The 26,405-nt window shown below is 57.0% G+C and carries 23 protein-coding genes; 6 read left to right on the top strand and 17 right to left on the bottom strand.

What is annotated here, in order from left to right; all coding sequences use genetic code 11:
- Window positions 1–109: 109 nt before the first annotated feature.
- Window positions 110–268 carry a hypothetical protein gene (locus EH206_RS23085; protein ID WP_009113557.1) on the bottom strand — a complete coding sequence of 53 codons (159 nt, stop codon included), beginning with the start codon at window positions 266–268 and terminating at the stop codon, window positions 110–112.
- 736 nt (window positions 269–1,004) lie between these two features.
- On the opposite strand from EH206_RS23085, the gene EH206_RS14420 reads away from it, so the two are divergent.
- Window positions 1,005–2,345, top strand: a complete 1,341-nt coding sequence (locus tag EH206_RS14420; RefSeq protein WP_009113558.1) for an anaerobic C4-dicarboxylate transporter — start codon at window positions 1,005–1,007, stop codon at window positions 2,343–2,345.
- A 234-nt stretch (window positions 2,346–2,579) separates the two neighbouring features.
- Here EH206_RS14420 and cuyB read toward each other — a convergent pair whose 3' ends face one another.
- From cuyB to EH206_RS14450, 6 genes are all read right to left on the bottom strand, one after another.
- Window positions 2,580–3,314, bottom strand: a complete 735-nt coding sequence (gene cuyB / locus EH206_RS14425) for a cysteate racemase (RefSeq protein WP_009113559.1) — start codon at window positions 3,312–3,314, stop codon at window positions 2,580–2,582.
- On the bottom strand, window positions 3,314–4,324 hold the full coding sequence (gene cuyA, locus EH206_RS14430; RefSeq protein ID WP_009113560.1) for a D-cysteate sulfo-lyase: 1,011 nt from the start codon (window positions 4,322–4,324) through the stop codon (window positions 3,314–3,316). The genes cuyB and cuyA overlap by 1 nt, the downstream gene beginning before the upstream one ends.
- A gap of 27 nt (window positions 4,325–4,351) precedes the next feature.
- A complete protein-coding gene (locus EH206_RS14435; RefSeq protein WP_009113561.1) occupies window positions 4,352–5,146 on the bottom strand; it encodes an ABC transporter ATP-binding protein in 795 nt (264 codons plus the stop codon).
- Window positions 5,146–5,916 carry an ABC transporter permease gene (locus tag EH206_RS14440; RefSeq protein WP_009113562.1) on the bottom strand — a complete coding sequence of 257 codons (771 nt, stop codon included), beginning with the start codon at window positions 5,914–5,916 and terminating at the stop codon, window positions 5,146–5,148. Before EH206_RS14440 ends, EH206_RS14435 begins: the two co-directional genes overlap by 1 nt.
- Before the next feature lie 6 nt (window positions 5,917–5,922).
- The gene (locus EH206_RS14445) at window positions 5,923–6,891 is read right to left on the bottom strand and encodes a taurine ABC transporter substrate-binding protein (RefSeq protein WP_198008357.1); all 969 of its coding nucleotides are present in this window, start codon (window positions 6,889–6,891) and stop codon (window positions 5,923–5,925) included.
- A 109-nt stretch (window positions 6,892–7,000) separates the two neighbouring features.
- The gene (locus EH206_RS14450; protein ID WP_009113564.1) at window positions 7,001–8,020 is read right to left on the bottom strand and encodes a malate/lactate/ureidoglycolate dehydrogenase; all 1,020 of its coding nucleotides are present in this window, start codon (window positions 8,018–8,020) and stop codon (window positions 7,001–7,003) included.
- 423 nt (window positions 8,021–8,443) lie between these two features.
- Between EH206_RS14450 and EH206_RS14455 the strand changes: the two genes are divergently transcribed.
- Window positions 8,444–9,553: an iron-containing alcohol dehydrogenase family protein gene (locus EH206_RS14455; protein WP_009113565.1), complete on the top strand. Its 1,110-nt coding sequence runs from the start codon at window positions 8,444–8,446 to the stop codon at window positions 9,551–9,553.
- A 521-nt stretch (window positions 9,554–10,074) separates the two neighbouring features.
- Here the strand turns inward: EH206_RS14455 and gltP are convergent.
- Window positions 10,075–11,397: a glutamate/aspartate:proton symporter GltP gene (gltP, locus tag EH206_RS14460; protein WP_009113566.1), complete on the bottom strand. Its 1,323-nt coding sequence runs from the start codon at window positions 11,395–11,397 to the stop codon at window positions 10,075–10,077.
- Window positions 11,398–11,903: 506 nt separating this feature from the next.
- A complete protein-coding gene (gene cbl / locus EH206_RS14465) occupies window positions 11,904–12,857 on the bottom strand; it encodes an HTH-type transcriptional regulator Cbl (protein WP_009113567.1) in 954 nt (317 codons plus the stop codon).
- 391 nt (window positions 12,858–13,248) lie between these two features.
- Here cbl and EH206_RS14470 point away from each other — a divergent pair, with 391 nt between their 5' ends.
- Window positions 13,249–14,226 (top strand): DMT family transporter, encoded by a 978-nt coding sequence (locus EH206_RS14470; RefSeq protein ID WP_009113568.1) that lies wholly within the window; start codon window positions 13,249–13,251, stop codon window positions 14,224–14,226.
- Between the two features lie 44 nt (window positions 14,227–14,270).
- Here the strand turns inward: EH206_RS14470 and EH206_RS14475 are convergent, their stop codons facing one another.
- The 8 genes from EH206_RS14475 to hypC all read right to left on the bottom strand — a co-directional run bounded on the left by EH206_RS14475 (window position 14,271) and on the right by hypC (window position 22,359).
- Entirely contained in the window at window positions 14,271–14,771 is a 501-nt protein-coding gene (locus tag EH206_RS14475; RefSeq protein ID WP_009113569.1) for a TlpA family protein disulfide reductase, read from the bottom strand.
- Complete coding sequence (locus EH206_RS14480; protein WP_009113570.1) at window positions 14,758–15,474, bottom strand: ABC transporter ATP-binding protein; 717 nt, start codon at window positions 15,472–15,474, stop codon at window positions 14,758–14,760. Before EH206_RS14480 ends, EH206_RS14475 begins: the two co-directional genes overlap by 14 nt.
- A 2-nt stretch (window positions 15,475–15,476) precedes the next feature.
- The gene (locus EH206_RS14485) at window positions 15,477–16,589 is read right to left on the bottom strand and encodes an ABC transporter permease (protein WP_198008358.1); all 1,113 of its coding nucleotides are present in this window, start codon (window positions 16,587–16,589) and stop codon (window positions 15,477–15,479) included.
- Window positions 16,590–16,605: 16 nt separating this feature from the next.
- Window positions 16,606–17,895, bottom strand: a complete 1,290-nt coding sequence (locus tag EH206_RS14490; RefSeq protein ID WP_009113572.1) for an ABC transporter permease — start codon at window positions 17,893–17,895, stop codon at window positions 16,606–16,608.
- Between the two features lie 2 nt (window positions 17,896–17,897).
- The gene (locus EH206_RS14495; protein WP_009113573.1) at window positions 17,898–19,295 is read right to left on the bottom strand and encodes a Fe-S-containing protein; all 1,398 of its coding nucleotides are present in this window, start codon (window positions 19,293–19,295) and stop codon (window positions 17,898–17,900) included.
- 142 nt (window positions 19,296–19,437) lie between these two features.
- Window positions 19,438–19,965 carry an iron transporter gene (locus EH206_RS14500; RefSeq protein WP_009113574.1) on the bottom strand — a complete coding sequence of 176 codons (528 nt, stop codon included), beginning with the start codon at window positions 19,963–19,965 and terminating at the stop codon, window positions 19,438–19,440.
- A 121-nt stretch (window positions 19,966–20,086) separates the two neighbouring features.
- Complete coding sequence (locus EH206_RS14505; RefSeq protein WP_009113575.1) at window positions 20,087–22,003, bottom strand: FTR1 family iron permease; 1,917 nt, start codon at window positions 22,001–22,003, stop codon at window positions 20,087–20,089.
- A gap of 86 nt (window positions 22,004–22,089) precedes the next feature.
- The gene (gene hypC, locus EH206_RS14510) at window positions 22,090–22,359 is read right to left on the bottom strand and encodes a HypC/HybG/HupF family hydrogenase formation chaperone (protein WP_009113576.1); all 270 of its coding nucleotides are present in this window, start codon (window positions 22,357–22,359) and stop codon (window positions 22,090–22,092) included.
- 399 nt (window positions 22,360–22,758) lie between these two features.
- Here hypC and EH206_RS14515 point away from each other — a divergent pair, with 399 nt between their 5' ends.
- From EH206_RS14515 to EH206_RS14525, 3 genes are all read left to right on the top strand, one after another.
- Window positions 22,759–23,385 carry a 4Fe-4S dicluster domain-containing protein gene (locus EH206_RS14515; protein ID WP_009113577.1) on the top strand — a complete coding sequence of 209 codons (627 nt, stop codon included), beginning with the start codon at window positions 22,759–22,761 and terminating at the stop codon, window positions 23,383–23,385.
- Window positions 23,382–25,397: a hydrogenase 4 subunit B gene (gene hyfB, locus EH206_RS14520; RefSeq protein WP_009113578.1), complete on the top strand. Its 2,016-nt coding sequence runs from the start codon at window positions 23,382–23,384 to the stop codon at window positions 25,395–25,397. The genes EH206_RS14515 and hyfB overlap by 4 nt, the downstream gene beginning before the upstream one ends.
- Window positions 25,398–25,527: 130 nt before the next feature.
- Window positions 25,528–26,397 carry a respiratory chain complex I subunit 1 family protein gene (locus tag EH206_RS14525; protein WP_232216609.1) on the top strand — a complete coding sequence of 290 codons (870 nt, stop codon included), beginning with the start codon at window positions 25,528–25,530 and terminating at the stop codon, window positions 26,395–26,397.
- The last annotated feature ends 8 nt before the right edge of the window (window positions 26,398–26,405 follow it).

A 26,405-nucleotide genomic window follows, 5' to 3' on the forward strand; every position in this document is an offset into this window, starting at 1 on the left:
AAAATACCTGCCAGTTTTTCAGGCGGATACCATACCGACATCGCCAATGCCGGCGGTGGAGATATCAACGGCGCTTAAGTGCCGTGGCTCGTCATGCGGATGAGTAGCGCTAGCGTTTTTTAGCCGCCTCTTTTTTCGACTCTATCACCGCCTTTTTTGCCTCTTCGGCCAACGCATCCACTTCCTCGTCGCTCAGCTTGTCAGCCGCTTCACGCATTTTCGCCAGCCCTTCGCTGACGGTGACATCTTTGGGGTCGGACTCGGCCATAATTGCTCTCCTGATACCTTTTCTGTGAGGACGCCTTACAGAGTAAGTGTAGCCTATCCCTGTCATCCGGGGATTTATACAACGTAATAGCGGGTATTTTAAAATCTATTGGCTATATAGAGTTATTATTTTAATAACTTATAAAGCTATATGTCATCGGACCATATCTTTTCAAAAGAAAAATAAAAACCAGGCGACTCGCGCATCATTAGATAAAAAGAAAGCGGTATAAACTGGTTATTATCGTTAATTGGAATATTAAAATCATTTGATAATTGACATTTACTTGCAACAGGTATTCCCCCTCAAAAAATAAAATTTATTCAAAAAAATCAATATAATAAAAAAACACAATCGTTAAAAAACAACACTTACCACATAACAAACGATTAATTTATCAAAAAACAAAACCTAATTAATCACAAATTAAAACCAATTAACAACAAAAATAAAACAACGGGATGATGAACATATAATTTTTTAAAGATTAATTAACCAAGAGATTTTTCATCAATCTTTAATTTACATTAAAAAATTAATTTTATACTTAAAAAACTAAAAAAACCATGGAAAATAATAATTGGGAGCTGGTTCTTTTATTTCAAGCAAAATAAAGAAACATTTAAAATAATAGACTTAGATCAAGAAAATGAATAACAAACAGTATCTATAGTACCCACGACGAAAGTAAGCCAACCGAATTAATTAACTCGTCATTCTGAGCAATGGGGTATATATGGATTTTATCATTCAGTTAATCATTGTCCTGATCTGCCTTTTCTACGGTGCTAGAAAAGGCGGGATCGCGCTGGGGCTGTTAGGCGGCATAGGACTCGTTATTCTGGTGTTTGTATTTAAGCTCCAACCAGGCAGGCCGCCGGTTGACGTTATGCTGGTTATCATCGCGGTGGTGGCGGCATCGGCAACGCTTCAGGCCTCAGGCGGCCTGGATGTCATGTTACAGATAGCGGAACGTCTGCTGCGCCGTAATCCCAAATATGTTTCGATTATTGCGCCGTTCGTTACCTGTACCCTGACCATTCTGTGCGGTACCGGCCACGTGGTGTATACCATCCTGCCGATTATTTATGATGTCGCCATCAAAAATAATATCCGTCCGGAAAGGCCCATGGCCGCCAGTTCCATCGGCGCGCAGATGGGGGTTATCGCCAGCCCGGTATCGGTGGCCGTTGTATCGCTGGTTGCGATGCTGGCTAACTTTACCTTCCACGGTAAACACCTGGAGTTCCTCGACCTGCTGGCGATTACCATTCCGTCTACCCTGCTGGGTATTCTGGCAATTGGTATCTTTAGCTGGTTCCGGGGTAAAGATTTGGATAAGGATCCGGAGTTTCAGAAATTTATCTCTGTCCCGGAAAACAAGGAATATGTATACGGCGATACCGCCACGCTGCTGGACAAAAAACTGCCGCGCAGCAACTGGGTTGCCATGTGGATCTTTTTGACCGCCATTGCCGCCGTCGCCATTCTGGGCGCGGTATCGGAACTGCGTCCGCAATTCAACGGCAAGCCCTTATCCATGGTGCTGGTTATCCAGATGTTTATGCTGTTGGCTGGCGCAACCATCATTATCGCCACCAAAACCAACGCGGCTTCCATCTCCAAGAACGAGGTATTCCGCTCGGGGATGATCGCCATCGTCGCCGTTTATGGGGTTGCCTGGATGGCGGAAACCATGTTCGGCGCGCATCTGGAAGAAATTAAATCCACGCTGGGTACGCTGGTAGCGAAATACCCGTGGGCCTACGCGATTATTCTGTTGCTGGTATCTAAATTTGTTAACTCACAGGCCGCCGCATTAGCCGCTATCGTGCCGATTGCGCTGGCCATTGGCATCAACCCGGCTTATATCGTCGCTTCCGCGCCGGCTTGTTATGGTTACTACATTCTGCCGACCTACCCAAGCGACCTGGCCGCCATTCAGTTCGACCGCTCAGGTACAACCAAAATCGGCCGTTTTGTTATTAACCACAGCTTCATCCTGCCAGGTTTAATCGGGGTGTTTACATCCTGCGTATTTGGCTGGGTGTTTGCCGGTTTGTATGGCTTCCTATAGCGTTTAAGCCGTTTGCCACATGTAAAAAAGACCGCCCGGTTTTCCGGGCGGTCTTGAGGTTGCTGACAAAGTCGCCTGTAAGTCGGCGATACCCGGGCCTACCGTACCGAGGGGCGCTCCGGCGGCTTACGCCGCTACGGCCCCTCGCCACGCTCTCCCTAATAACAGGCTTTGTCAATGGTCTGAAGACCGCCCGGTTTTCCGGGCGGTCTTTTTTTTAGGGGGGATTATCGATTAGCTGAGCATCGCCCATTCCCGCACGCAGGCCCGAGCCAGCGCACGGGTCGGGTCGAGGCTGATATCCAGCCAACGGGAATTTATCGCCGCTAATGCCGGCGGCACTTCGGTACAGGCCAGAACCAGCCACTCCGCACCGCGATCGATCAGTCGTTGGGCAAGCTGTTCAAGTAAATATCCACCCTGCTGTAACTCTCCGCGTTTTACCGCATAACAGCCCGGCACAAAAAGCGTCGCCAGTTCCTGTTCATCCGGCTCCAGCGTTTCCGCCCCCAGCGCGGCAAAGCGCTGCTGATACCAACCGGCATCAAGGGTGCCCCTGGTGGCAATCAACCCTATTTTCCGCAGGACCTTGGCCCGGTTTTTCACCAGGTATTCCACCGAAGCGAGCGTCGCATCGGCAATATGGATCAACGGCGCCTCGCTTTTCTGCGCCAAGGCATCAAACCAGTGGTGCGCGGTATTACAAGGAATCACGATATGACTGGCGGAAAGGCGATTAAGCTGCTCCACCGCGGCCAGCAGCGCGGGCAGCGGCGACTCGCCCGTTCCGGCCAGCGCCTGCTGCCGATCGGGGATCTGCGGCACGTTCCAGGCCACCACCGGCACATGATCCTGATCGCGTGAAACGGGGGTTTCCTCGATGATCTTTTGCAGCAGATCAACGGTCGCCAGCGGCCCCATGCCGCCCAGCACCCCGATTAGGGTATGCCGTTGCGCTTGAGTGGTCATTACAACGCCGCTTGCTCAAAGAGTTGGCGATAGCCGAACAGCCCGGCGGAACCCCCGGTATGGATAAAGACCAGGTTCTGGTCGCGCGCAAAATGTCCTTTGCGAATCAGATCGATCAGCCCCGCCATCCCTTTGCCGGAATAGACCGGATCAAGCAGAATGCCCTCCAACTGCGCCAGCAGGGTCAGCGCTTCCAGCGTCCCCTGATTTGGAATGCCGTATCCTTTCCCCACATAATCGCTATTCACCTGCACCGCGTGGCGCGGAATTTCACCGTCAATGCCCAGCAGTTGCCAGGTTCGCTGCGCCAGCGCATACACATTCTCTTCCTGCTTCTCGCGCGGCGCTCTTACGCTGATCCCAAGCAGGGGGATCTGGCTGTTGGTGGCGGTTAATCCAGCCAACAGGCCGGCCTGCGTTCCCGTACTGCCGGTGGCATGAACGATATGATCGATACGCAGACGCTGCTGACTGGACTGAAACAGCAGCTCCTCCGCCGCGGCCACATAACCCAACGCGCCGATGGGATTGGAGCCTCCACCGGGGATCACGTACGGCTTGGCCCCTTGCTGGCGCAGGGTGTCCGCCAGCGCTTCCATCGCCTGCTGCATATCCGTTCCCGCCGGCAGATGATCGATTATTTCGCCCCCCAGCAGGTTATCCAGCAGAATATTTCCGGAGCGCTGATAGTCGTCGCCATAGTCGGTTACGCGTTTTTCCAGCAGCACTTTGGTTTTCAGCCCCAGCTTCGCCGCCGCAGCGATGGTTTGCCGTACATGATTGGACTGCGTGGCGCCCTGGGTGATAATCACATCGGCCCCTTGCTGCAGGGCGTCGGCCAGCAGAAACTCCAGCTTACGGGTTTTATTGCCGCCGGTCGCCAGCCCGGTGGCATCATCGCGTTTGATATAGATATTCGGTCCGCCCAAATGTTTGGACAGGGCCGGCAGCGCCTCCAGCGGCGTGGGGAAATGCCCCAGCGTCAGCCGGGGGAAACGGGCAAGGTGCATGATATTCTCCTCAAAATGGATGTCAGGCTACAGATTAATATGGCGGCGCGCTTCTTCGCGCACCCGGTGCAAAACGTGGCGCTTAAGCTCGGCGTATTGCGGATGCTGCGCCAGAGTTTCAATATTTCGCTCACGGCCGAACGGCAGATGAATCTCCTCGGCGATACGTCCGGGACGGGCCGACATCACCAGCACCCGGTCGGCCAGAAACAGCGCTTCTTCGACGTCATGGGTCACAAACAGCAGCGTCGTGCCGGTTTTCTGCCAGGCGGACAGCAAAAGCTCTTGCATCATCAGCCGGGTTTGCGCGTCTAATGCGCCGAATGGCTCATCCATCAGCAGGACCTCGGGCTGAGGCAGCCACGCCCGGGCCAATGCCACTCGCTGTTTCATGCCGCCGGAAAGCTGCCACGGATAGTGCCGATGAAAATCATCCAGCCCCACCAGCGACAGGTAGTCCGCCGCATCGCGCCGGACCTGTTTTTTATCGGCGCCCTGCATACGCGGACCAAAGGTGACATTGTCCAGTACCGTCAGCCACGGAAATAAATTGGCCTGCTGAAAAACCATCCCGCGCGACGGACCCGGACCGGGGACGGGCTGTCCCGCGCAGAGCACTTTCCCGCTGCCGGGCTTTTCGAAACCGGCGATCAAATTCAAAATGGTCGACTTGCCGCACCCGGAAGGCCCGAGCAGTACCACAAACTCCCCGCGGCTCACCCGCAGCGAGACGTCATCCAGTACGGTTAACGTCCCGCTCTGAGAGGGAAAGGCGAGGCTGACGCGCTCTACGGCGATATGCGTCTGTTGTTGGTCGGTCATTACTCTTTCCCCGCCCACGGCACCAGAATGCGCTGAAGTCCCACCAGCAGCAAATCCAGCAAATAGCCAATGCCGCCCAGCAGTAAAATTCCCAGCATGACAATATCCGTGCGCAAATAGGAACTGGCGTTCATCACCATCCAGCCAATCCCCGAGGTCGCCGCCACCATTTCGGCGGCAATCAGCGACGTCCAGCCGATACCGATCGCCAGCCTGACGGTGGTGAATAATTCAGGCAGCGTATCGGGCAATACCACGCGGCAGAAAATCTGCCCGCGGCTTGCCCCCAGCGTCTGCGCCACCCGGATACGGTTGCGGCCGATACGCTCCACAGCGGCATTAGCGCCGACCACCACGCTGAGAAAGGTGGCGATGAAAATCAGGAAGAACTTGGACTCCTCGCCGATCCCCAGCCACACCACCGCAAGCGGGATCAGCGCGATCTTCGGCAGCGGACGCAAAAACTGCACAAAAGGATTAAACACCGCGGCGACCGGGGCGGACAGCCCCATCAGCAACCCCAGGGGGACGCCGGTGATAATCGCCACGCTGAACGCGCTCAGCGCCCGGGCGACGCTGACCAGAATATGCTGCCACAGCGGAACCTGACGGTAGCCATCGTGCATCAGTTCCGTCGCGGTTAAACCGATGTCCGACAGCGGCGGTAAAAGCAGCGGATCGACCCACTGCCTGACCCCGGCGATCTGCCATAAAACCAGCACCAACGCGACTGACGTGATGCTTATTGATGCGTAGGACCACTTTCCCATGATCCGTTAATTTCCTTTCCCTGCCTGCTGTAGATAGGATGAGTTGATGGCATCGGCATAGGAGGAAGGAATATCACGCTGGCGAACTTCACCGATACTTTCCAGGAAATTCGCCGTTTTGGCGACCGCCTGCCCGATCCCGCTTTGGTCGGTATTGGTGCCGTCGCCCAGCCATTGCGCCGTCGCCTGCTCTTCGAGCGTCGGATATTCCAGACCCGACAAGGTATTGGTGGTCGTAGTGACCGGCGCGCCGACCTCTTTTGCCACCGTCGCCGCGGCTTTCTCCGGATCCTGACGGAATTCATTCACTTTTTGCTGATGCACGCGCAGGAAACGGGCGACGATTTGCGGATACTGCCGGGCGAACGCCTTTCTGACCACATAGTTGTTGTAGATCAGGTAGCCGTCTTTTTGCAGATCCTTGGTGGCGAATACGCCATGCCCGCCGGAAGCTTCCAGCTCCTGGGCAAAGGGCGCCCAGACATAGCCGGCGTCGATATCGCCGCGTTTCCACGCCGCCACCATTTCAGCCGGACGTAACGGTATCAGGTTGATTTTGCTGCGATCGAGCTTGTGAACGGCTATCGCCGCTTCCAGCGCATACTGGGCGGTCGAATTAGGCGGATACGCCACGCGTTTGCCCTCTATATCCTTCAGCGAATTAATGCCCTGCTTGCCAATCAGCCGCTCATAGGTGGCAATCACCCCGGAAACGCCGATAATCTCGATAGGCAATTTGCGCACGATACCAGCCGCCGCCGGGCTGGAGCCAAAGTTGGCGATATCAATGGCATTGCCGGCGAAATAATTAAGCGCATCGGCGCCGGTGGCGAATTGCACCCACTTGACCGGCGCGCCAAGCGCTTTTTCCAGCGAGCCGTCCGCTTTCGCCAGCACCAATACCTGTGAGCCGCCGCTGTAGGCCACCCGGACTTCATCCGGTATATTTTCCGCCGCCCATGCCGAGGTGGCGATAAATAACAGACCGCTTATTCCTACCGCGCTGAATACATTTTTGCTCACGTTCAGTTCCCTATTGGATTAAAATAAGTTAACTAATATTTAAATAAAAAAAACCATCGTATTACGCAACCTGCGTATTTAAATCGGCAAGCTGCTTCCAACTGGTATCATCAACGTAAATACCCTCTTCGAGACGCTGACGATATTTTTGTTTTTCCGGATCGCCCGGCAATAATAACTCCCCGTCGTCACGCGACTGGCGAACCCAGGCCAATAAAGCAGGAATTTCCTGGCGGTAAGTTTCCGCGCCGCCTAAGCGTTGCGGATCGATCAGAATGGACAGCATGCTGTTGATAATCTGTTTTTTTTCTCTCTTTGCCGTGCGTTCGGTTCGGCCGCCGGTCAAGGCCGCCCCCAGCAGCGAGCAAATAAGCGATAGCCCCGCCCCTTTATGCTGACCGAACGGCAGCAGCGCCCCCAGCGGCTGCTCCATCAGCCAGCGCGGATCGACCGTCGGTTTCCCCTGATTATCAACGATGCACCCCGGCGGCAGTTGTTTCCCTTCATTCCAGGCGATACGCGCTTTATTACCGGCTATCACGCTGGTGGCGAAATCGAGAATCACCGGTTCGTCGCCGTCGACCGGTACCCCCACGCAGAAAGGATTGGTGCCGAAACGGGGCAGTTCCCCCTGCCACGGCAGTACCACCGTGGAATGAACATTGGCGAAATGCAGGGAAACCAGACCGGCGCTCGCCGCCTGTTCAGCCCAGGCGCCGATGCGCCCCAGGTGGTGCGCGTCCGCCAGACTGACCACGGCGACCCCCTGATCCAGCGCGCGGGAGATCCCTTCGGCTAACGCCTGCCGCGCCACCACCTGCCCGAATCCCTGCCGGCCGTCGAAAGAGATCAACGGCCCGAAATCCAGCGTTTTTTCAGCATTGGCGTGAGGTGACAGCCCCCCTTCCCGGATAGCGGCGATATAGCGCGGCAGCATGCTGACGCCGTGCGAATCATGCCCCTTAAGGCTCGACTCCACCAGATTATCCGCCACAATCTGCGCCACGCTGGCATCCACCGCGACATTGACTAATTGGGTGCGCAGATAATCTCGTAAATAATGATGACTAAATACCGGCATAATCAACTCTGAATACTGAATTAAATAGTGTAGGCAACACTATAACGCCGGCGTTTTTATCCCTAAATGAGAAATAAAACTATCTATAGACAATATTGTTCTAATGAAATAAGTATCCGATATTTAATTGATATTTAATAAACAACGGGGCATTTATTCTAAGTTATTCCAAAATAGACTTTATAAATAAACAACAATTTCCCTATAAAGCCGGACGAACGGAAATCAGACTTTATCTATATTAAAAGCACCTAAAATTATGTCGTTCTCTCAATTGCCGCGGTTCAACATAAGACAATTTCGCCCTCGCCCGGTTATGCAAAATTCATCCATGCATAATCAGAATCATTCTTTTGCCGCTTTCCGCATCGCTGCTACAACTGATTTATTTCCTTTTCCGCGGACATATCGGAGGTCACGGACATGATCGCAATACAAGCGCCTGGAACCTATCTGAATCGTGATGGCGTCATCGGCGCCGTCGGTGAGTTTGTAAAACCGCTGGCCGAAACCCTGTTGATTATTACCAGCCCGCAGGCATGGCTGGCGACGTCAGAAAAAGTCGAGCACAGCCTGAACCTACAGGGTTTGAAGTATCGGATTGAATTTCTGCCGGGCGACTGCACCAAGCCGGCAATAGAAGCATTGACCCTTCAGGCGCGAGAGTTTGGGGCCGAATTGATTCTGGGAATCGGCGGGGGCCGGGTATTGGATTCGGCCAAAGCCGTCGGTGAAGTCTTGGGGCAGATACCGGTCATTACCGTTCCGACCATTGCGGCGACCTGTGCCGCCTGGTCGCCCATCAGCGTGATTTACAGCGAGACGGGAGCGCATCAGGGGCCGTTGGCGCTGAAGCGGTTGCCCGTATGGGTACTGGTCGACGGCGAAGTGATTGCGCAAAGCCCGCCGCGCTACCTTAAGGCCGGCATCGTTGACGCGCTGGCAAAGTGGTATGAATTCCAGCCCTATCTGCGCAATGGGGACGAGGGACTGGCTCTGGCGCTGAAAGCGCAGGCCGCCAGGTTGGCGGTGGACACGTTTAACCGCTACGGCGAACAGGCCATTGCGGATAATCAGCAAAAGCAGGTCACGCCGGCCTTACGCAAAGTGATTGACGCCGCGATCGCGCTGGCGGGCGTGGCTAACAGCATGAAAGACGATGTGCCGCGTATCGGCGTCGCTCACGCCATTCATAACAGCATGACGCGCCTGCCGGAATTACATCACTGGCTGCACGGTGAAAAAGTGGGATTCGGTCTGGCGGTCCAGGCCTTCCTCGAACATGACGATGCGCATGATAGAGAAGAGCTGTTATTGCAGCTTCGCCGCTACGGCAGTCCGCTGACGCTGGATTCGCTCGGCCTCGGCGACCGGCCTGCTCAGGTTGATGAGATTGTTAAAAACGTGAAGATCGGCCCCCATATCGCCGCGCGGCTGCCCTTTTCCGTCGAGCCGGAAAGCATTGGCAAGGCGTTGTGGAGTACGCAACAGCTCACGGCATTCGCCGTGGTTAATGATAATCGCGCCGCCTGATGTCGTTGAAAAGCCCGGCCTCCCACTTGTCAGGGGGAGGAGCAAAAATTCGCTCCCCCTTTGCCAGGTGAGGCGCAAAACTCCCTCCCCTGCGACTGTCTCTTATACACAAATCCAAGGAACCTCTAGAGGCCATGTGTATTCTGGTCTTGGATCTTGGTTTTTTGCTTTTGGTCGGCGTAAAAAATTATGCTGAGGAATGGGAGGTCTCCCGAATGAGCCGCATGGACGCGGCGAAAGCCAGTGCCGCGCCGGGAGCGCGTCAATGGCGGTTCGACAGGAGACCTCCGATTCCGAAGGCACCGCGAAGCGGCATAATTTCAGCCGGAAGCCAGGGTTCTCAGGGCTGCGGCGCTTGAGCGTCCTGAGTCGGGCGCGTGCTACGACGTGGCATAAAAATACTATTCTTTTCGCGCACGAAATAACACTGAGCTTACATATACCGTTAACAGTAAATGTGACTAAGAGACAGCCCCTGCGAAGGGGAGGCTGGGGTCAATAATGGCAACGCGGCGAGATAATTACCCCTGCTCCTGCCGCACGGGTTCGCTATTCCCGCTGTGCAGTTCGCGTTCGTAGGCCCGCGCTTTTTTCTCGTCAAACTGGCGTTCCCATTTGGCAATCACCAGCACGGCCAGGGCATTGCCCACCACGTTCAGCGCGGTACGCGCCATATCCAGAATACGGTCCACGCCGGCGATAAACGCCAGACCTTCCAGCGGGATCCCCACGCTGCCGAGGGTTGCCAGCAGAACCACAAAAGAGACGCCGGGAACGCCGGCGATCCCTTTCGAGGTCAGCATCAGGGTCAGCACCAGCACAATTTCCTGCCCGATAGAGAGATCGATGCCATACAGTTGCGCGATAAAGATCGCCGCGATGCTCTGGTACAGCGTCGAACCATCCAGATTAAACGAATAACCGGTCGGCACCACAAAACTGGTGATCGATTTCGGCGCGCCGTACGCTTCCATCTTCTCGATAATGCGCGGCAGCACGGTTTCCGAACTGGCGGTGGAGTAAGAGAGGATCAGTTCGTCTTTCAGAATGCGAATCAATGTGGTGATGCGCAATTTACACAGGCGGGCAATTCCCCCCAGCACGATCAGGGCAAAGAACAGTATGGCGCCGTAAACCAGCACCACCAGCTTTGCCAACGGCAGTAACGAGGCGAAACCGAAGTTCGCCACCGTGACCGAAATCAGCGCGAATACGCCGACCGGCGCATAGCGCATGATCATATGCGTCACTTTGAACATGGTTTCCGAGACGCCGCGAAACACGTTCAACAGGGGATCGCGATGCTCTTTTGACAGCGATGACAGCCCCAGACCGAACAGCACCGAGAAGAAAATAATCGGCAGCATGTCGCCGTTGGCCACCGCGGCAAAAATATTCGGCGGGATCAGCGACAGAACGGTGCTCACCAGGCTATGAGAGCCGCTTTGCACCTGTTCGGTGGTTTTTTCATATTGCGAGATATCCGCAGAGGTCAGGATCGACATATCGATGCCCGTCCCCGGTTGAAACACGTTCGCCAGGGTAATACCCAAAATAATGGCTAATGTGGTGACCACCTCAAAATAGATAATGGTCTTCAAACCGATGCGGCCCAGCTTTTTGGCGTCGCCGACCCCGGCAATCCCCACAATCAAGGTGGCGATAACGATGGGTACGACGATCATCTTAATCAGGCGGATAAAGATATCGCCGGCCGGGCTGAGAATATTACCGATCAGCCATTGGCGGCTGTCCGCCTGTTCGTGCAATACGGTGCCGAGCGCGATACCAAGCGCCAGCGCAATAAGAATTTGCCAGGCCAGACTGATTTTCTGTGTTTTCATAGCGATTTTCCGTTTCAAAACTCCTCGCCAGGAACGAATGGCGATAGCGCAAATTCCGGTTCAACGTGAACCGTAAAATAAGCGTGGAGACAGCGAGTATCAGGCATGTTTGGATGGGGCAGTTACCGACGTTTATTGTCGAATCGGTACGCAGAATGAATCACATATTTATGCAATAAAAACCCACAACTCTTTGTATCTAAAAAAAAATACCAAACATATGTTATTGTTATGCGTGGGGATGCTACTATCCCGCCACGGCGAGATCAAGTGGATTGTTAATCGCGGAAACCATAACTATGCTAACGGAATGCATTAGCCCGGCTGCTTGGACGAGGCGGAAACCAGGTAAAACGGCGGCGGGAAAAGCAGGCAGCCAGAAATTTTCTGGCTGATGAATCAGATACCCATGCGACGGGCTTCAAGGTTCGCAACGACGCAAAACCAGCCAATCTCCCAGGCGCCGACTGAGCCGGGCGATTGGAGTAAGCGCCGCTTGCCGCGGGTCAGATTTGATAGTCGATCACATTCTCGTCGTTCTCGGCAAAGACCTTGTCTTTAATCTCGGCCAGAGACAGCTCGGTATTACACAGCTGGATAAACTTCCAGGCATAGTTACGCTGTAACTGATTCTTTTTCAACCCCAGCCACACGGTATTGGCTTCAAACAGATGTTCGGCGTTCAAGCGCACCAGCCCTTTGTCGCGAACCGCATCGTAGGCCTTGTCAGCCAGAATGCCGACCCCCAGTCCCAGTTCGACATAGGTTTTGATGACGTCTGAGTCCTGTGCGCTCAGGGTAATATCCGGCGCCATGCCCGCCGCCTGAAAGGCGCGGTCGACGCGGGAACGCCCGGTAATCCCCTGACGATAGGTAATCAGCGGCGCCGCGTTAAGCATATCCAGCGTCACCACCGGCTCGCGCGCCAGCGGGTGATCTTCCGGCACCACGATTGAATGGTGCCAGCGGTAATAGGGAAAAGCCGCCAGAGAAGCATCGTTAATCAGGCGTTCACTGGCAATGCCGATATCCGCTTCCCCTGAATGCAGCATCGTCACAATCTCTTCAGGCGTGCCCTGATTAAGCACCAGACGTACCTGGGGATAAAGCGCGCGGAACGCTTTTATCACCTGAGGCAAACTGTAACGCGCCTGGGTATGGGTGGTGGCAATGACCAGTTGGCCGGTATCATTGTTGGTAAATACGTTGGCCAACCGGCGGATATTGCTGGCGTCGTTCAGGATCCTTTCCGCCACAATCAGCAGTTCTTTGCCCGGTTCGGTCATGCCCAGCAGGCGTTTACCCCGGCGGACAAATATTTCAATCCCCAGTTCTTCTTCCAGCTCGCGGATATGACGACTCACCCCGGATTGCGAGGTAAACAGGGTATTCGCCACTTCGGTCAGGTTGTAATTGCACCGTGCTGATTCACGAATAATCTTCAGTTGCTGAAAATTCACCCTTCACTCCATCACTGTTGCGCCATTCAGAATGTAACATTGATACGAAGAAATAATGCCCGGGACAAATAAGGAAATCGATTTGATTATATTTTTTTATACTAAGAAAAGTTAGCCGATGCCTTTTAGACAAAAACAAAGGCAAAAAGCAACAATAAATTCTTTATATTCAATAAATTAAAAATACATTATCATAAACGGACACATCAGCGCCCATCACGTGATAAATCTTTTAGATATTAGTTATAATCTTCAAGTCTAATAATTTGCCCGACCGGCGCTATCGACGCCGGGTATGGAAATAGCGATACAGGTGACGGAATAAGCGTTAAGCTGCGGTGAAAAGCTAATTCAGGCGCGCGTCGCTCAAACGGTTAAAATAAGGTTTATCATGTTGACTGGCGTTGTTTTCGCCCTTTGTGCCGGGCTGATGTGGGGATTGATTTTTGTCGGCCCCCTGCTGGTGCCTGAATACCCCGCCGCGTTGCAATCGACCGGCCGCTATCTTGCCTTCGGCCTGATCGCTTTACCGCTGGCCTGGCTCGATCGCCATCGGTTGCGGCTGCTTAGCGGCAAAGACTGGCGCGAGGCGCTCAAACTCTCCGCCATCGGCAACCTGCTCTACTATTTCTGCCTGGCCAGCGCCATTCAGCGTACCGGCGCCCCGGTTTCGACCATGATTATCGGCACCTTGCCGGTGGCGATCGCCGTTAGCGCCAATCTGCTCTACGGCAGGCATGACGGCAAGGTGTTATGGCGGCAGCTGGCTCCCGCGCTGTTGCTTATCGCCGCCGGGCTGCTTCTGGTCAATATCGCGGAGCTGAGCGCCGCGACGGCTTCGCTGGACCTCTGGCGCTATCTTGGCGGCATCGCGCTGGCGCTGGCGGCGATGGCCTGCTGGACCTGGTATCCGCTGCGCAACGCGCGCTGGCTGCGAGAAAACACCGGCAAAACGCCCACAACCTGGGCCACCGCGCAGGGGCTGGTCACCCTGCCCTTGGCTTTGCTGGGATACCTGCTGGTTTGCGGCCAGTTGGCGCTCGGCCGCGAGGATTTCCCCCTGCCGTTCGGCCCGCGGCCGGCGGTGTTTATTACCCTGATGATCGTTATCGGCCTGTTTTGCTCATGGCTGGGCACGCTATGCTGGAACGAAGCCAGCCAGCGGTTGCCGACCGTGCTGATCGGCCCGCTGGTGGTGTTTGAAACGCTGGCGGGGCTGACCTATTCATTTATCATCCGCCACTCCTGGCCGCCGCTGCTGACGCTGGGCGGCGTGTTCTGCCTGGTTGCCGGCGTGATTTATGCGGTCAGAATCAAGCCCCGGCCGGTGGTGGTGCCGGTGGCGGTCGCCGATCCGGCGGGGAAATAACGCGGGAATAAGCCTGACGATACTGCTATTCGCCGCTGGCGAAATCAGCTTCCGCGGGCCAGCCGCGCAAACAGTTCCGTCAGTTGCCGCTCGTCTCTGGCGCCCTGATGCTGGGCGGTGACCTTACCGCCGCCGTCAATGATAAATGACGTGGGGGTGCCGATAACCTGGTAACGCTCTTTGGTGATCCCCAGTTGATCGCGGATAACCGGGTAGTTCACCCTTTGCTGCGCCAACAGCGGGGCGATGTCCACGCCGTCCGGGTCGGTATTCACCGCCACCACCACGATTTTATCGCCGTAGCGCTGGCTGAGTTTCTCCAGCGTCGCCATTTCCGCCAGGCAACCGCCGCAGCCCGCGGACCAGAAGTTCAGATAGACGTTTTTCCCCCGCCAGCGGCTCAGGTCCGCCGCTTGCCCGGCCAGATCATAAGCGGCCAGCGCGGGCGCCGGCGCCCCGACGCTGACCTGTTCCTCTTTACAGCCGCCGAGCAGCGCCAATGAGGCCAGCAGACAGCAGGCCGGTAAACCGTTACGCCATAACATGATGATTTACCTCCTCGCCGAAATATTTACCGTGCTGCAAACGGATAATACGATCGGCGAACTTACCCAGCTCGGGGTTATGCGTCACCATCACCACGGTGCGCCCCTGATGGTGCAAATCCTTGAGCAGATCCAGCACCCGCCGTTCATTTTCCTCATCCAGATTGCCGGTCGGTTCATCGGCGAAGATAACCGGCGGCTCGTTCACCAGCGCCCGGGCAATACACACCCGCTGCTGCTCGCCGCCGGAAAGCTGGCTGGGTAAATGTCCCATGCGGTGGGCCAGGCCCACCTGCTCCAGCACCCGCCGCGCCGCGGGTTCATCCACGATACTGTGGTAATGCTGCGCCAGCATGATGTTTTCCAGCGCGGTCAGAAAGGGAATCAGGTGGAATTGCTGGAACACCAGGCCGATCTTGTCGGCGCGGAATTTACGCCGCCCTTCTTCATCCAGCGCCGCGGCGTCAATGCCATCCAGCAGCACCTGACCTTCGCTGACCGTATCCAGACAGGTGAGGATATTCATCAGGGTGGTTTTACCCGATCCCGAAGCGCCCATAATGGCGACAAACTCACCGCGGGCAATGCGAATATTGATATCCTCCAGCGCGGTAACCTGTCCAAAACGCTTGTATAGTTGGCGTGTTTCAATCACCGCCTCCGGCGCCTGCTCCGCGCCCTGCACATTTATCGATGAGGACATCGCTACTCTCCTTTTAATACTTTGGCCGGTTCGACATGAATCGCCCGTCGGGTGGGAACAATGGCCGCGACGGCGGCCACCAGCAGCGAGAGCAGCAGCGTCAGCGGAAAGACCGGCGCCCGCAGCGAGATCGTCGCGTTGAACACCGCCATCCCCAGAATCTGCGCCAGCAGGTAGCCCAGCAGCGAACCGCACAGCGCCGCCGCCAGCGCAATGATGCCGGTCTCCGCCAGCATCTGGCGGATAATATCCCGCCCGCTGGCGCCCAGCGCCTTTTGCAGGGCGAACTCGCGCGCCCGTTCGCCGACAATCGCCATCAGGGTGGTGTTGACGCACAGCGAGGAGAGCACCAGTATCACCGCCGACACCAGCCCCATCAGCCCTTTGATTTTATTCAGCACCTGTCCTTCGGAGGCGGAGACCTTGAGGATCGGCCGGATTTCCAACTGCGGATACTGCTGTTGCAGCCGCGCGGCGAACTGGTCCACCTGCCCCAGATCATTGCTGACGCTGAGTAGCGCATTGCTGATCGCCCCCGGTTTATTCAGCCATTTCTGCGCCAGATCCAGACTGACGATCAGCATGTTGTCCGTGGCGTCGCCGGATTCCACAATGCCTTTAATCTGCAAACGCTGCCTTTCGCCGTCGCCGACCAGCGTAATGCCGTCGCCGACTTTAACGTTCAGCCGCTCCGCCAGCTTGACGCCGATCATCGCGTTGCGATCGTCGAAGCTGACGCCGATCCAGTTTCCCTTTACCTGCCAGTAAGGGGCGAGCGGACGCAATGATTCAAACCACACCCCCATCAGCACCACTTTTTCCAGCTCGGTGCGCGCCATGCCATACAGATACGGACTGGCGGCATTGATTAGCCCGGCCGGCGCGCCGTCGACGATCTGCTGAAACGTTGGCTGGGGCAGCGCATTGCCGCGCGCGGGCCCGATATAAAAGTTCGCCCCGAAGGTGCGCAGTTCCTGACTCATTTTGGCGTTGATATCGAAATACACCGCCGACATGGCGGTGACGATCGCCGCGCCCACCGTCAGGGCGGCGAACACCACGCCGACCCGCTGCATCCGCAGCCGCAACGCGCGGATCACCAGCCGCCAGAACATCCCGTTCATCCAGGCATTAGCGGCCATACAGCACCTCCACCGGGTAGAGTCCGGCGATGCGCCGGGCCGGGAACCAGGTGCCAATCAGCGCGATCAGTATCGAAATCACCAGCACGCAGGGGATAACGATCCAGGCAAAGCTGAGCGGCACGCCAAACAGCATCAGGCCGATGGCTTTCGCCAGCCCCCAGCCCGCCAGGCAGCCGGCGATGCCTCCCAGCAAACCGCTGAGCGCCGCTTCCAGATAGAACAGCAGCATAATCTGCCACTGCCGCGCCCCCAGCGCTTTCATCAGGCCGATCTCTTTCGCCCGCTCCATAATGGTGCTGGTCATCAACGAGGCGATGCCCATGGCCGCGGCGACCAGCGCCGCAAAGGTGACCACCGCCAGCAACAGCTGGATTTTATCGATCACCACGCCTTCCGACGCCGCCACCTGCCAGATAGGCCGCACCACCGAACCGGAAATCGCCTCTTCCAACTGGTGGGCGATAGAGGAAACATAGGCGGTGCAGTACCACAGGTCATACTCTTCGGCGTTCAGCGCCTCCAGATTTTCACGCGCCCGGCGCGACAGGTCGTTTTCCGGCACCGTCAGCGCGGAAACGCGGATCGCCTGTATTTTCCCCTCCAGGCCCAGCAGACGCTGCACCGCCGCCAGCGGCATCACCAGCCGGTTTTCCTCATCCCCGCCGCTGCTCAGAATGCCGCTGACCCGCACTATGGCTTCACCCTGCGGGCCATGCAGCCGGAGCTGGCTGCCCGCCTGCCAGCCGTTCTGCTGCGCCAGCTGTTTGCCCGCCAGCGCCTCGGCGGCGCTTCCTTCCGTCACCGGCTCCTGCGGCCACCGGCCGGCAACCTGCCAGTAAGGGCTGACGGTTATCTGTCCGGTGCGATAATCCTCTTCGTCCGGCACCGCCACCGGCTGTGAGAAAAAGGTGCCCAATACCGCCACCGGCTGCCCGTCGATCTCCACGTCGCCGCTCAGCAACGGCGCGAATCCGACGATATTGTTGCGCCAGAAAATATCCTTGATGTTGGGCAACTCCGACTCATCGAGAAAATCCTGCCCTTCCAGCGGATTGCCGTGCTCGCCGAACAGCGCCGGCAGCGCCGCCTGTCCCGCCGGTTCAATCAGGATATTGGCGCCATAGGATTTCAATTCGCGCGCCATTTTGTCGCCGATATCGATAGAGACCGCCAGCAGGGCCGAAATCAGCCCCGCCGCCAAAAAGACCGTCAACACCGCCAGCGATTTACGCCGGATATTTCTGCGCCAGGATTGGCGTAACATGCGCCATAACATGGTTATTCCCCTTCCGCTTGATCGTCAGCCGTCGCCGCGGAGGTAACAAATTTTCCGGGGCTTTCACGGAAACGCTTGTAGTTCGCTTCAGATGAGAAGAAATAGGTTTTACCGCCGTAGCGATACTTATGTTCGGCCTGCACGTTGGTGAGTTTCGAACCGTCAACCGGATCGACGACCTCCAGCGATATCACCGTGGTGAAATAGTTGGTGCCCGCCGCCAGCGACGCCTGGCTAATCACCAGCTCATTGTCGTCATTGCTCCAGCCTTCGATGGGCACGGGGTTACACCCGCCCGCCTTGCCGATGGAGGGGATAAAGATGCGTACGTCGCAGGCGACGCAGATCACCTGATTACCTTCCATCACATAGCCCTGATCGCCGCACAGCAGGCAGGCATCGAACACCACTCCCAACCGCAGCCGGTCCGGATAGCGGTTAATGACGAAAAAGCGCACCGCCTTGCCGTCATCGGCAACCCACACAAACCGATGCAGTTTGCCGTCGCGAATCTGTTCGATGGGAATATGCACCTTGCCGTCGGCGGCCGGCGTCACCGGCAACGCCTCGGACAAACGGGGAGGCTGGGACGCCACCTTGTCCCAGTAAAGCTGCGCCGCCACGATCGCCAGCAGCGCAATCAGGGCGGCCAGCACCGTGCGCCGCACATTGCGGTAGTCGGCGGTGGCGCGGCGCCTGGCGATGGCCTCGGCGGCGGCCTGCATCCGCCGGCGCGTGTGGAATAAAGGCAGCAGATAGCCGGCCGCTGCCACCGCCAGCAATAGCGCGCCGAGATAATTCAGCAGCCAGGCGCTATTGGTGACCTGCGCCACATAGCTCAGGCGCGGTTTGTTCAGCCCCAGCACCTGTAGCTTCATCAATAACAGCAGCAGATTGCCGCTGATCGGCAACAGTAATAGCGCCGCCAGCGCAACGAGCAGCGGCCAGCGCAATACGCGGATACGCCGCACCATCATGCCGCAAAGCGCGGCGCTGAATATCAGCCAGCCGAAGGCCGCCGCCACCGCGCTGAAATTCAGCAGCAGATCGGTATTCACCACGTGCGTGCTGGTCAGGGCGCTCAGGTTGGGATCGCCGCCCCAATGAATAGCCGCGCCGGCAACCAGGATGGCCTGCCAGAAATAACCGATGCGGGAATGAGAGAAAAACTGACTGACGAGAAACAACAGCAGGACGATCGCCTGAATGCCGGTGATCCAGAGTTGCAGCTGCTGGCCGTTGGGCAGGCGAATGCCGATTACCGTGCCGGCAATCAGCGCCAGCAGGGTGGTCCACGCCAACGGCCGGATTTCAGGCGGGGAACGATGGCTCCAGTTCAGCCCCAACAGCAACGCTATCGGCAGGAATGACTGTAGCGTAGTAACGAAGAAGTAACTCATATTCCCTTCATCTTTCAAGTTGCAGGTGCGTTGGCTTCCGCACCTTGAAATCTATTGGGTAATAAAGCGCACGCCCCTGGCGGCTATCGGCAGAGGCGTGGGCATTAGCGCGATAAGGAAGCGCTTATCGCGGACGGGATCATCACTTGATGCCGACGTATTTGAAATCAAAGCTGACGTCAAACGGTTTCCACCAGCGGCCGACGCCGGTTTCCTCGTCGGTATGGCGGTGCATGCCGGCTTTGGAGGGCGGGTCGATGTGGTAAATCACCTTGTAGTTGCCCACGCCCATCATTTTGATGTTCGCGCCATAGTGCGGGCCGTCGCTGGCGACCATCGGCATAAAGGTTCCTTCCTGCTTGGCGCCGGTATCGGTGTTGGTCAGGGTATAGGCGATGGTCAGGAACGGCATCCACTCGCCGGCGCCGAATCCGTTTTTATTCCCCTCCACCGCATGGATATCGGCTTCCAGGTGGATATCCGCCTTTGCCGCCGGCAAACCCATGCCGCGGGGTTCCATATCAATCGGCTGCAGATAAACCGCGGCGATCTCCAGCTCGTTTATGGTCACCGGTTCGCCAGCCGGATACTCTTCAAACGCCAGCGCCGCGGGCGCGGTGAAAACAGCGGCGATAATCGCCCCGGCAATCAGACTTTTTTGCTTATTCATCAACCCATCCTCGTGTCATCAATGTACCCGTCATCTTGCAAGCCGGCGGTTGCCCGCGCCTTGCAGTCATCGGGGCGTAACGGTCGTTTCTGGTTATTTTTGCTGGTCACTGCTTCCAGTATCAGATTGTCGAGGCTCTGCGCCGCATGATCCACAGCGCCGCCAATGCCGCGACTAACAGCACCCCTTGCGGGATTAACGTTTCCACATAGGGATAAATACCCAACCCGCTGATTTCCGGTACGCCGGTCAACAGCGTCGGTTCAAACAATTTGCCTTCAATCAGTTCCAGTACCCCTTTACCGGCAAAGACGAACGCCATCAGATACATGAAACAACCGGTAAACATAAAGAAAGGCTTAAGCGGAAGTTTAACCACGGTGAAGCGCATGATCAGATAGGCAACCACCAGGATCACGCAGCCGATGGCAAAGCCCGCCAGAATGGAGAGGTGCCCGGCCATATTGTTGGCATCGCCCACCAGCGCGTAGTAAAACAGGACGGTTTCCGCCCCTTCCCGGTAGACCGCCAGAAAACTGGTCAGCCATAATCCCGCCAGCGACCCGCCGCTCAGGGAGTGCGACAATTTACCTTCCAGATAGGCTTTCCAGTGCCGGGCTTCCACCTTCGACAGCAGCCAGTAACTCATAAAGAACAGCATCACCACGGCGATAAGCATGGTGACGCCTTCCAGCAGTTCGCGGCTGGCGCCGGAGTTGGTAAACAGCAATTGGAAAATAACGGCGGTGATCACGCTGCACAGCAGCGCGATATAAACAGACTGGCGGATAAGCGGCAGCTTATCGCGATGATTGTTTTTCACCAGATAAGCGACGATGGCCGCCACGATCAGCAGCGCTTCCATACCTTCACGCACAATGATCAGCAGGCTGTAGATCAGCAGGCTCCAGTGGGTATCTCCCCCTTCGCCCAGCATGGCCACGGCGTTCGCCAGATCCTGCTGTAGCGCATCGGCCTGAAGGTGCAGTTGCTCCACCGGCTGGCCGGCATTCATCAGGCTGACCATACGGGTGAAATAGCCTTCCAGCGTCGATTTGAACGCCGCATTGCGCGAACCGACCTTGTTCTCCATGCCGGTGGCTTCGAACAGATCGAAGTAGGCGTCCTGCACGGCGATCATCGCCGGTTTCACCTCGCCCTGACGGTACTTTTCGATGGCCGCCAGAATGGCCTGATTAATGTCGTCGGATATTTTAGCCCAGTTAGCGTCCGGCACGTCGGCGGCGTCGAGCGCGCCGTCGCCGTCATCGGCCGAGGTTGCGCTAACCGGCTGGCTGTCGCGCGTGGTGGGCAACCCCGGCAGCAGATCTTCAATATCCTGCAACAGCGTCGTCACGCGATAGGCCACGTCAGTCAGTTGATCCGGTTGATTCGCCAGGGCGATCAGCGCGGAAAATTGCTGATTAATGGCGGCGGCCTGCTGCGCGGAGCGGTTCTGCCGCACCGACATCTCCATTTCCGAGTTTTTAAACCCCTGATAGTGCGCCTGCTGCACGCTCTGGCTGGCCCTGGCGTAGTCGCCGGCCTGATATTCGCTTATCGCCTGCGCCAGTTGATCGTCGATGATCTTAAAACTCTGCTGCCAGTACAGCGCGATATCGCTGTTGTCATACGCGCCGTGCTGTTGCTGCGCCACCAGCCGATGGCCGTCGGCCAATACCGGCAGCACCGCGTTCAGTTCCCCTTTCAGCCAGGTCACTTTAGCCTGCACGTCGGCCAGCGGTTTTCCCTCGCCGATCATGCGCCGGATTTCACCGAACGCGGCTTCCAACTGATAGCTTTTTTGCGCGGAAATATTGATACGGATGGGGCCTTCGAGATTTTCGAACACTTCGAAATAGGCCATCTGAACTTCGGTGCGGGCTTCATCAGGCTGTTGCTGCTGATACAGTTGAACCGTTTTATCCAGTCTGGATTCGATATCCTGGATAAAGGAAGCGTAGTCGGTTGCGGCCAGCGCCAGAGAACAGCCGGATAGCCAGCACAACGAAAAGAAAAGTTTTAGCCAGATAGACATAATCACGAAGCGATGTGCTAATGATATTTATTCTTATTATCACCTTGAGAAATGAACAAGTCTTGATTTACGTCACGAAAAGAAATCTATTGACGCAGAAAAATTGTAACATCTTGTTCTACCTCCTCCATTTGCCGTAAAGCGTCGAGCGTTGCATACGCCTCCTCTTCATCCAGACGGCTCATGGCAAACCCGACGTGAACCAGCACCCAACTGCCGATCAGCCGTCCGGCGTCCACGCCGTCCGCCACCAGCGCAATGTTTACCTCGCGCCGGACGCCGCATACGTCGACCCATGCCAGCTGTCGTTCGGCGGAAGCCAGTTCAATAATTTTTCCCGGAATGCCCAGACACATAGTGATTCTCCATTAAGGATGCCGCGCGGCAAAGCACCCGTCGGTATATTTTTATGCTTAGCAATTTTTACGCCACCTATTAAAAATTTGAATTAACATGCTGTTTGGCGGCGCATTAAATATCAATTTCTTTACGATATGCTTAATTAAGATTACATAAGGCGGCGCTTTTTCCGCCCAAAACCAGGCCGGCCTCCTCCGGTCGTCAAAAGTGTCGAATCCTCCCCGCCAATCGCCGTCGTCACTAATGTCGAGTCTGGCCATATCGTGCGCGCTTTTGCCGGCCCTCGCTTGTTCAATCCCTTATCCTACGCGGCCTGACGGCCGGATCGCCCGAGGTGGCACAAAATATGCTTTAACGCGGCAAACCTTGACACAATCCCCCTGGAGGATATGGCTATGAACCGCTTCGTCATTGCGGAGCCTAAACGCTGTATCGGCTGCAACACCTGCATGGCCGCCTGTACGCAGGTACACCGCCGCCAGGGATTGCAGACGCATCCGCGGCTGACGGTGGAGCGCGACCTCGCCGGCACCGCGCCGGTGTTATGCCGCCATTGCGAAGACGCGCCCTGCGCCAGAGTCTGTCCGGTTAACGCCATCACCCATCAGGATCAGGCGGTGGTGCTGAATGAAAATACCTGCATCGGCTGCAAACTCTGCGCCATCGCCTGCCCCTTCGGCGCGATAACGCCGTCCGGCAGCAAGCCGCCGGCCATCCCGGAGACCTTCAGTCAGAACATTCCTTTATCCCTGCTTTCCGATGTCCCATGCAGCATTTCCTCCATCAATCCTCTTCTTTCCTGGAACGCCGGGGTACGCAGCGTCGCCGTCAAATGCGATCTCTGCGCCTTTCAGGAAAAGGGGCCGGAATGCGTCCGGGTGTGTCCAACCAAGGCGCTGTTCATCGTCGACGATCGGGAGCTTGAACGGCTGAACGCAGAAAAACGCCGTCATGCCATGGAATGGCCGGCCGGCAACAGACCCTTCCCGCCAGACGCGGTCGATCGGGAGAAGAAACTATGATGACTTCACTGGAATGGTTGGCGCTGGCGCTGACGTTCTATTCCGTCGGCGCGCTGCTGTCCCTGTGTCTGGCCCGCGCCGAGTCGCTGGCTATTCTGTTGAGCGGCCTCAGTTCCGCTCTGGGCGGACTGTGCGGCATCGCCGCCGCACTGCCGGTACTGCTCGACGGCCGGGTACTGACCGCCGCATTTGAAGGGCCATTCGCCGCGTTTGCCCATTTAACGCTAAGAATGGATCCTCTTGCCGCCTTCATCATCATGGTCATTTCGCTGCTGGTTATTATGACTTCCCTCTATTCGCTCTCTTATCTACAGCAATACCGTGGACGCGCCTGGGCGATGGGATTCTTTATGAACCTGTTTATCGCCTCGATGGTGGCGCTGGTGGTTATCGATAACGCTTTTTACTTCATTATCCTATTTGAAGCGATGTCGCTCAGCTCCTATTTCCTGGTGATTTCCGATGGGGACGAAGAGGCCGTCAATGCCGGTCTGCTTTACTTTTTAATCGCTCACGCCGGTTCGGTGCTAATCATGATCGCCTTCCTGCTGCTGTATCGGCACAGCAACAGCCTTAATTTCGCCGATTTCCGCCAGGCGACTCTCTCCGCGCCGCAGGCGTCCAGCGTATTTCTGTTGGCTTTCTTCGGCTTCGGCGCCAAAGCCGGGATGCTGCCGCTGCACGGCTGGCTGCCGCGCGCGCACCCGGCCGCGCCGTCTCACGCGTCGGCGTTAATGTCCGGCGTGATGGTGAAAATCGGCATCTTCGGCATTATCAAAGTGGGCATCGACCTGCTGGGCGCCGCTGAAGTCTGGTGGGGCGTGGTGGTGCTGGCGTTCGGCGCGGTCTCCTCGGTGCTCGGCGTGCTCTACGCGCTGGCCGAACACGATATCAAACGTCTGCTGGCCTATCACACCGTGGAAAACATCGGCATCATTCTGATGGGCGTCGGCGTGGGGATGATCGGCATCGCCACCCATCACCCGCTGCTGGCGGCGCTTGGCCTGCTGGGCGGCCTGTATCACCTGCTGAACCATGCCGTCTTTAAGGGACTGCTGTTCCTGGGCGCGGGCGCGGTGATTTACCGTCTGCACACCAAGGATATGGAGAAAATGGGCGGCCTGGCGCGCGCGATGCCCTATACCGCGCCGGCGTTTCTTATCGGCTGCATGGCGATTTCCGCGCTGCCGCCGCTGAACGGCTTCGTCAGCGAATGGTTCACCTACCAGTCGCTGTTTACCCTCAGTCGCGAGGGCGGTTTTTCACTGCGCCTTATCGCGCCCATCGCCATCGTGATGCTGGCGATTACCGGGGCGTTGGCGGCCATGTGTTTCGTCAAGGTTTACGGCATCAGCTTCTCCGGCGCACCCCGCAGCGAGAAAGCCGCGCAGGCGCGGGAAGTCCCCTGGCCGATGACCGCGGCCATGTGGCTGCTGGCGCTGCTGTGCATCGCGCTGGGCGTCGGCGCCGGCGAAGTGGCGCCGGCGATCGGCCGGGTCGCCGCCAGCCTGACGGGAAGCGCCGCGCCGACTGTGGCTCAGGGCATGCTGGTGTTCCCCGGCGACCCGGCGCAAACCTCGCTGGCGGCGCCGCTGATTTTCATCCTGCTGCTGGCCTTGCCGCTCCTGCCGTTGCTGCTTTATATCGGCGCGAAAGGCGCGCGGCTGAATTTTCGCCGCCGCGGCACGCCCTGGGCCTGCGGCTATGGCTACGAGGCCTCGATGGCGGCCTCCGCCGCCAGCTTCACCCAGCCATTGCGCGTAATGTTCGCGCCTTTATATCGAATACGTAAAACGCTGGATCCGGCCCCGATGCTGCAAACCGCGCTGGATAAAACCACCCTGACCGCCGGGCGAACCGAACCCGTCTGGGATAGGCGCCTAATCATGCCGCTGGTCCGCCTGGCGCAGCGTGTCGGCCGCATCGCGCAGCGGATTCAGCATGGCGACTTCCGGGTTTACTGCCTGTATGTGGTCGCCGCCCTGGTGATCCTGCTGCTGACGATGGCCTGAGGAGAACATGATGATCGCAGATAGCTCAATCACAGGAACGATAAACTCAGGGACGCTGGCCGCGCCCGTCTCCAGCCTGATTGTCTGCGCGCTTATTCAGGCGCTGGTGTTGCTGGCGCTGGCACCTCTGATGTCCGGTATGGCGCGGGTTATTCGCGCCAAAATGCATTCCCGGCAGGGGCCGGGCGTGTTGCAGGACTACCGTGATATCTTCAAGCTGTTGAAACGGCAGGATATTTCTCCGCAGCATGCGGGCGGCGTTTTTCGCCTGATGCCTTACATCCTCATCGGCACCATGCTGCTGGTGGCCATGACGCTGCCCATCGTCACCTGGGTATCGCCGTTTGGTGCCGCCGGCGACGTCATTACCCTGCTCTATCTGTTCGCGCTGTTCCGCTTCTTCTTTGCGCTGGCCGGTCTGGACTCCGGCAGCAGCTTTGCCGGCATCGGCGCCAGCCGCGAGCTTACGCTGGGAATTCTGGTCGAACCCATCATGATACTGGCGTTGCTGGTGGTCGCGCTGATTGCCGGATCCACCAATATCGGCAATATCAGCAGCATGCTGGCCGCCCGCCATTGGCTGTCGCCGACCGCCACCGTGATGGCGTTGCTGGCCTGCGCGTTCGCTACCTTTATCGAAATGGGAAAAATCCCGTTCGACGTGGCCGAAGCCGAGCAGGAGCTACAGGAAGGCCCGCTGACGGAATACTCCGGCGCGGCGCTGGCGCTGCTGAAATGGGGGATCAGCCTGAAACAGGTGATGGTGGCCGCCCTGTTTCTTTCCATCTTCGTTCCGTTCGGCAAAGCCGAAACCTTTACGCCGGCCGCCCTGATCGGCGGTTCGATCGCCTTTGTCATCAAGCTGATCGTGGTGTTTATCATTGCCGCCTTAATTGAAAACAGCCTGGCGCGCGGGCGCTTCCTGCTCACCGGACATGTTACCTGGTTGGGCTTCGGCGTCGCGGCGCTGGCGTTCGTTTTCTATTTTACCGGTCTATAAGGAGCAGG

The sequence above is a fragment of the Brenneria nigrifluens DSM 30175 = ATCC 13028 genome (assembly GCF_005484965.1).
Taxonomy (GTDB): Bacteria; Pseudomonadota; Gammaproteobacteria; order Enterobacterales; family Enterobacteriaceae; genus Brenneria; species Brenneria nigrifluens.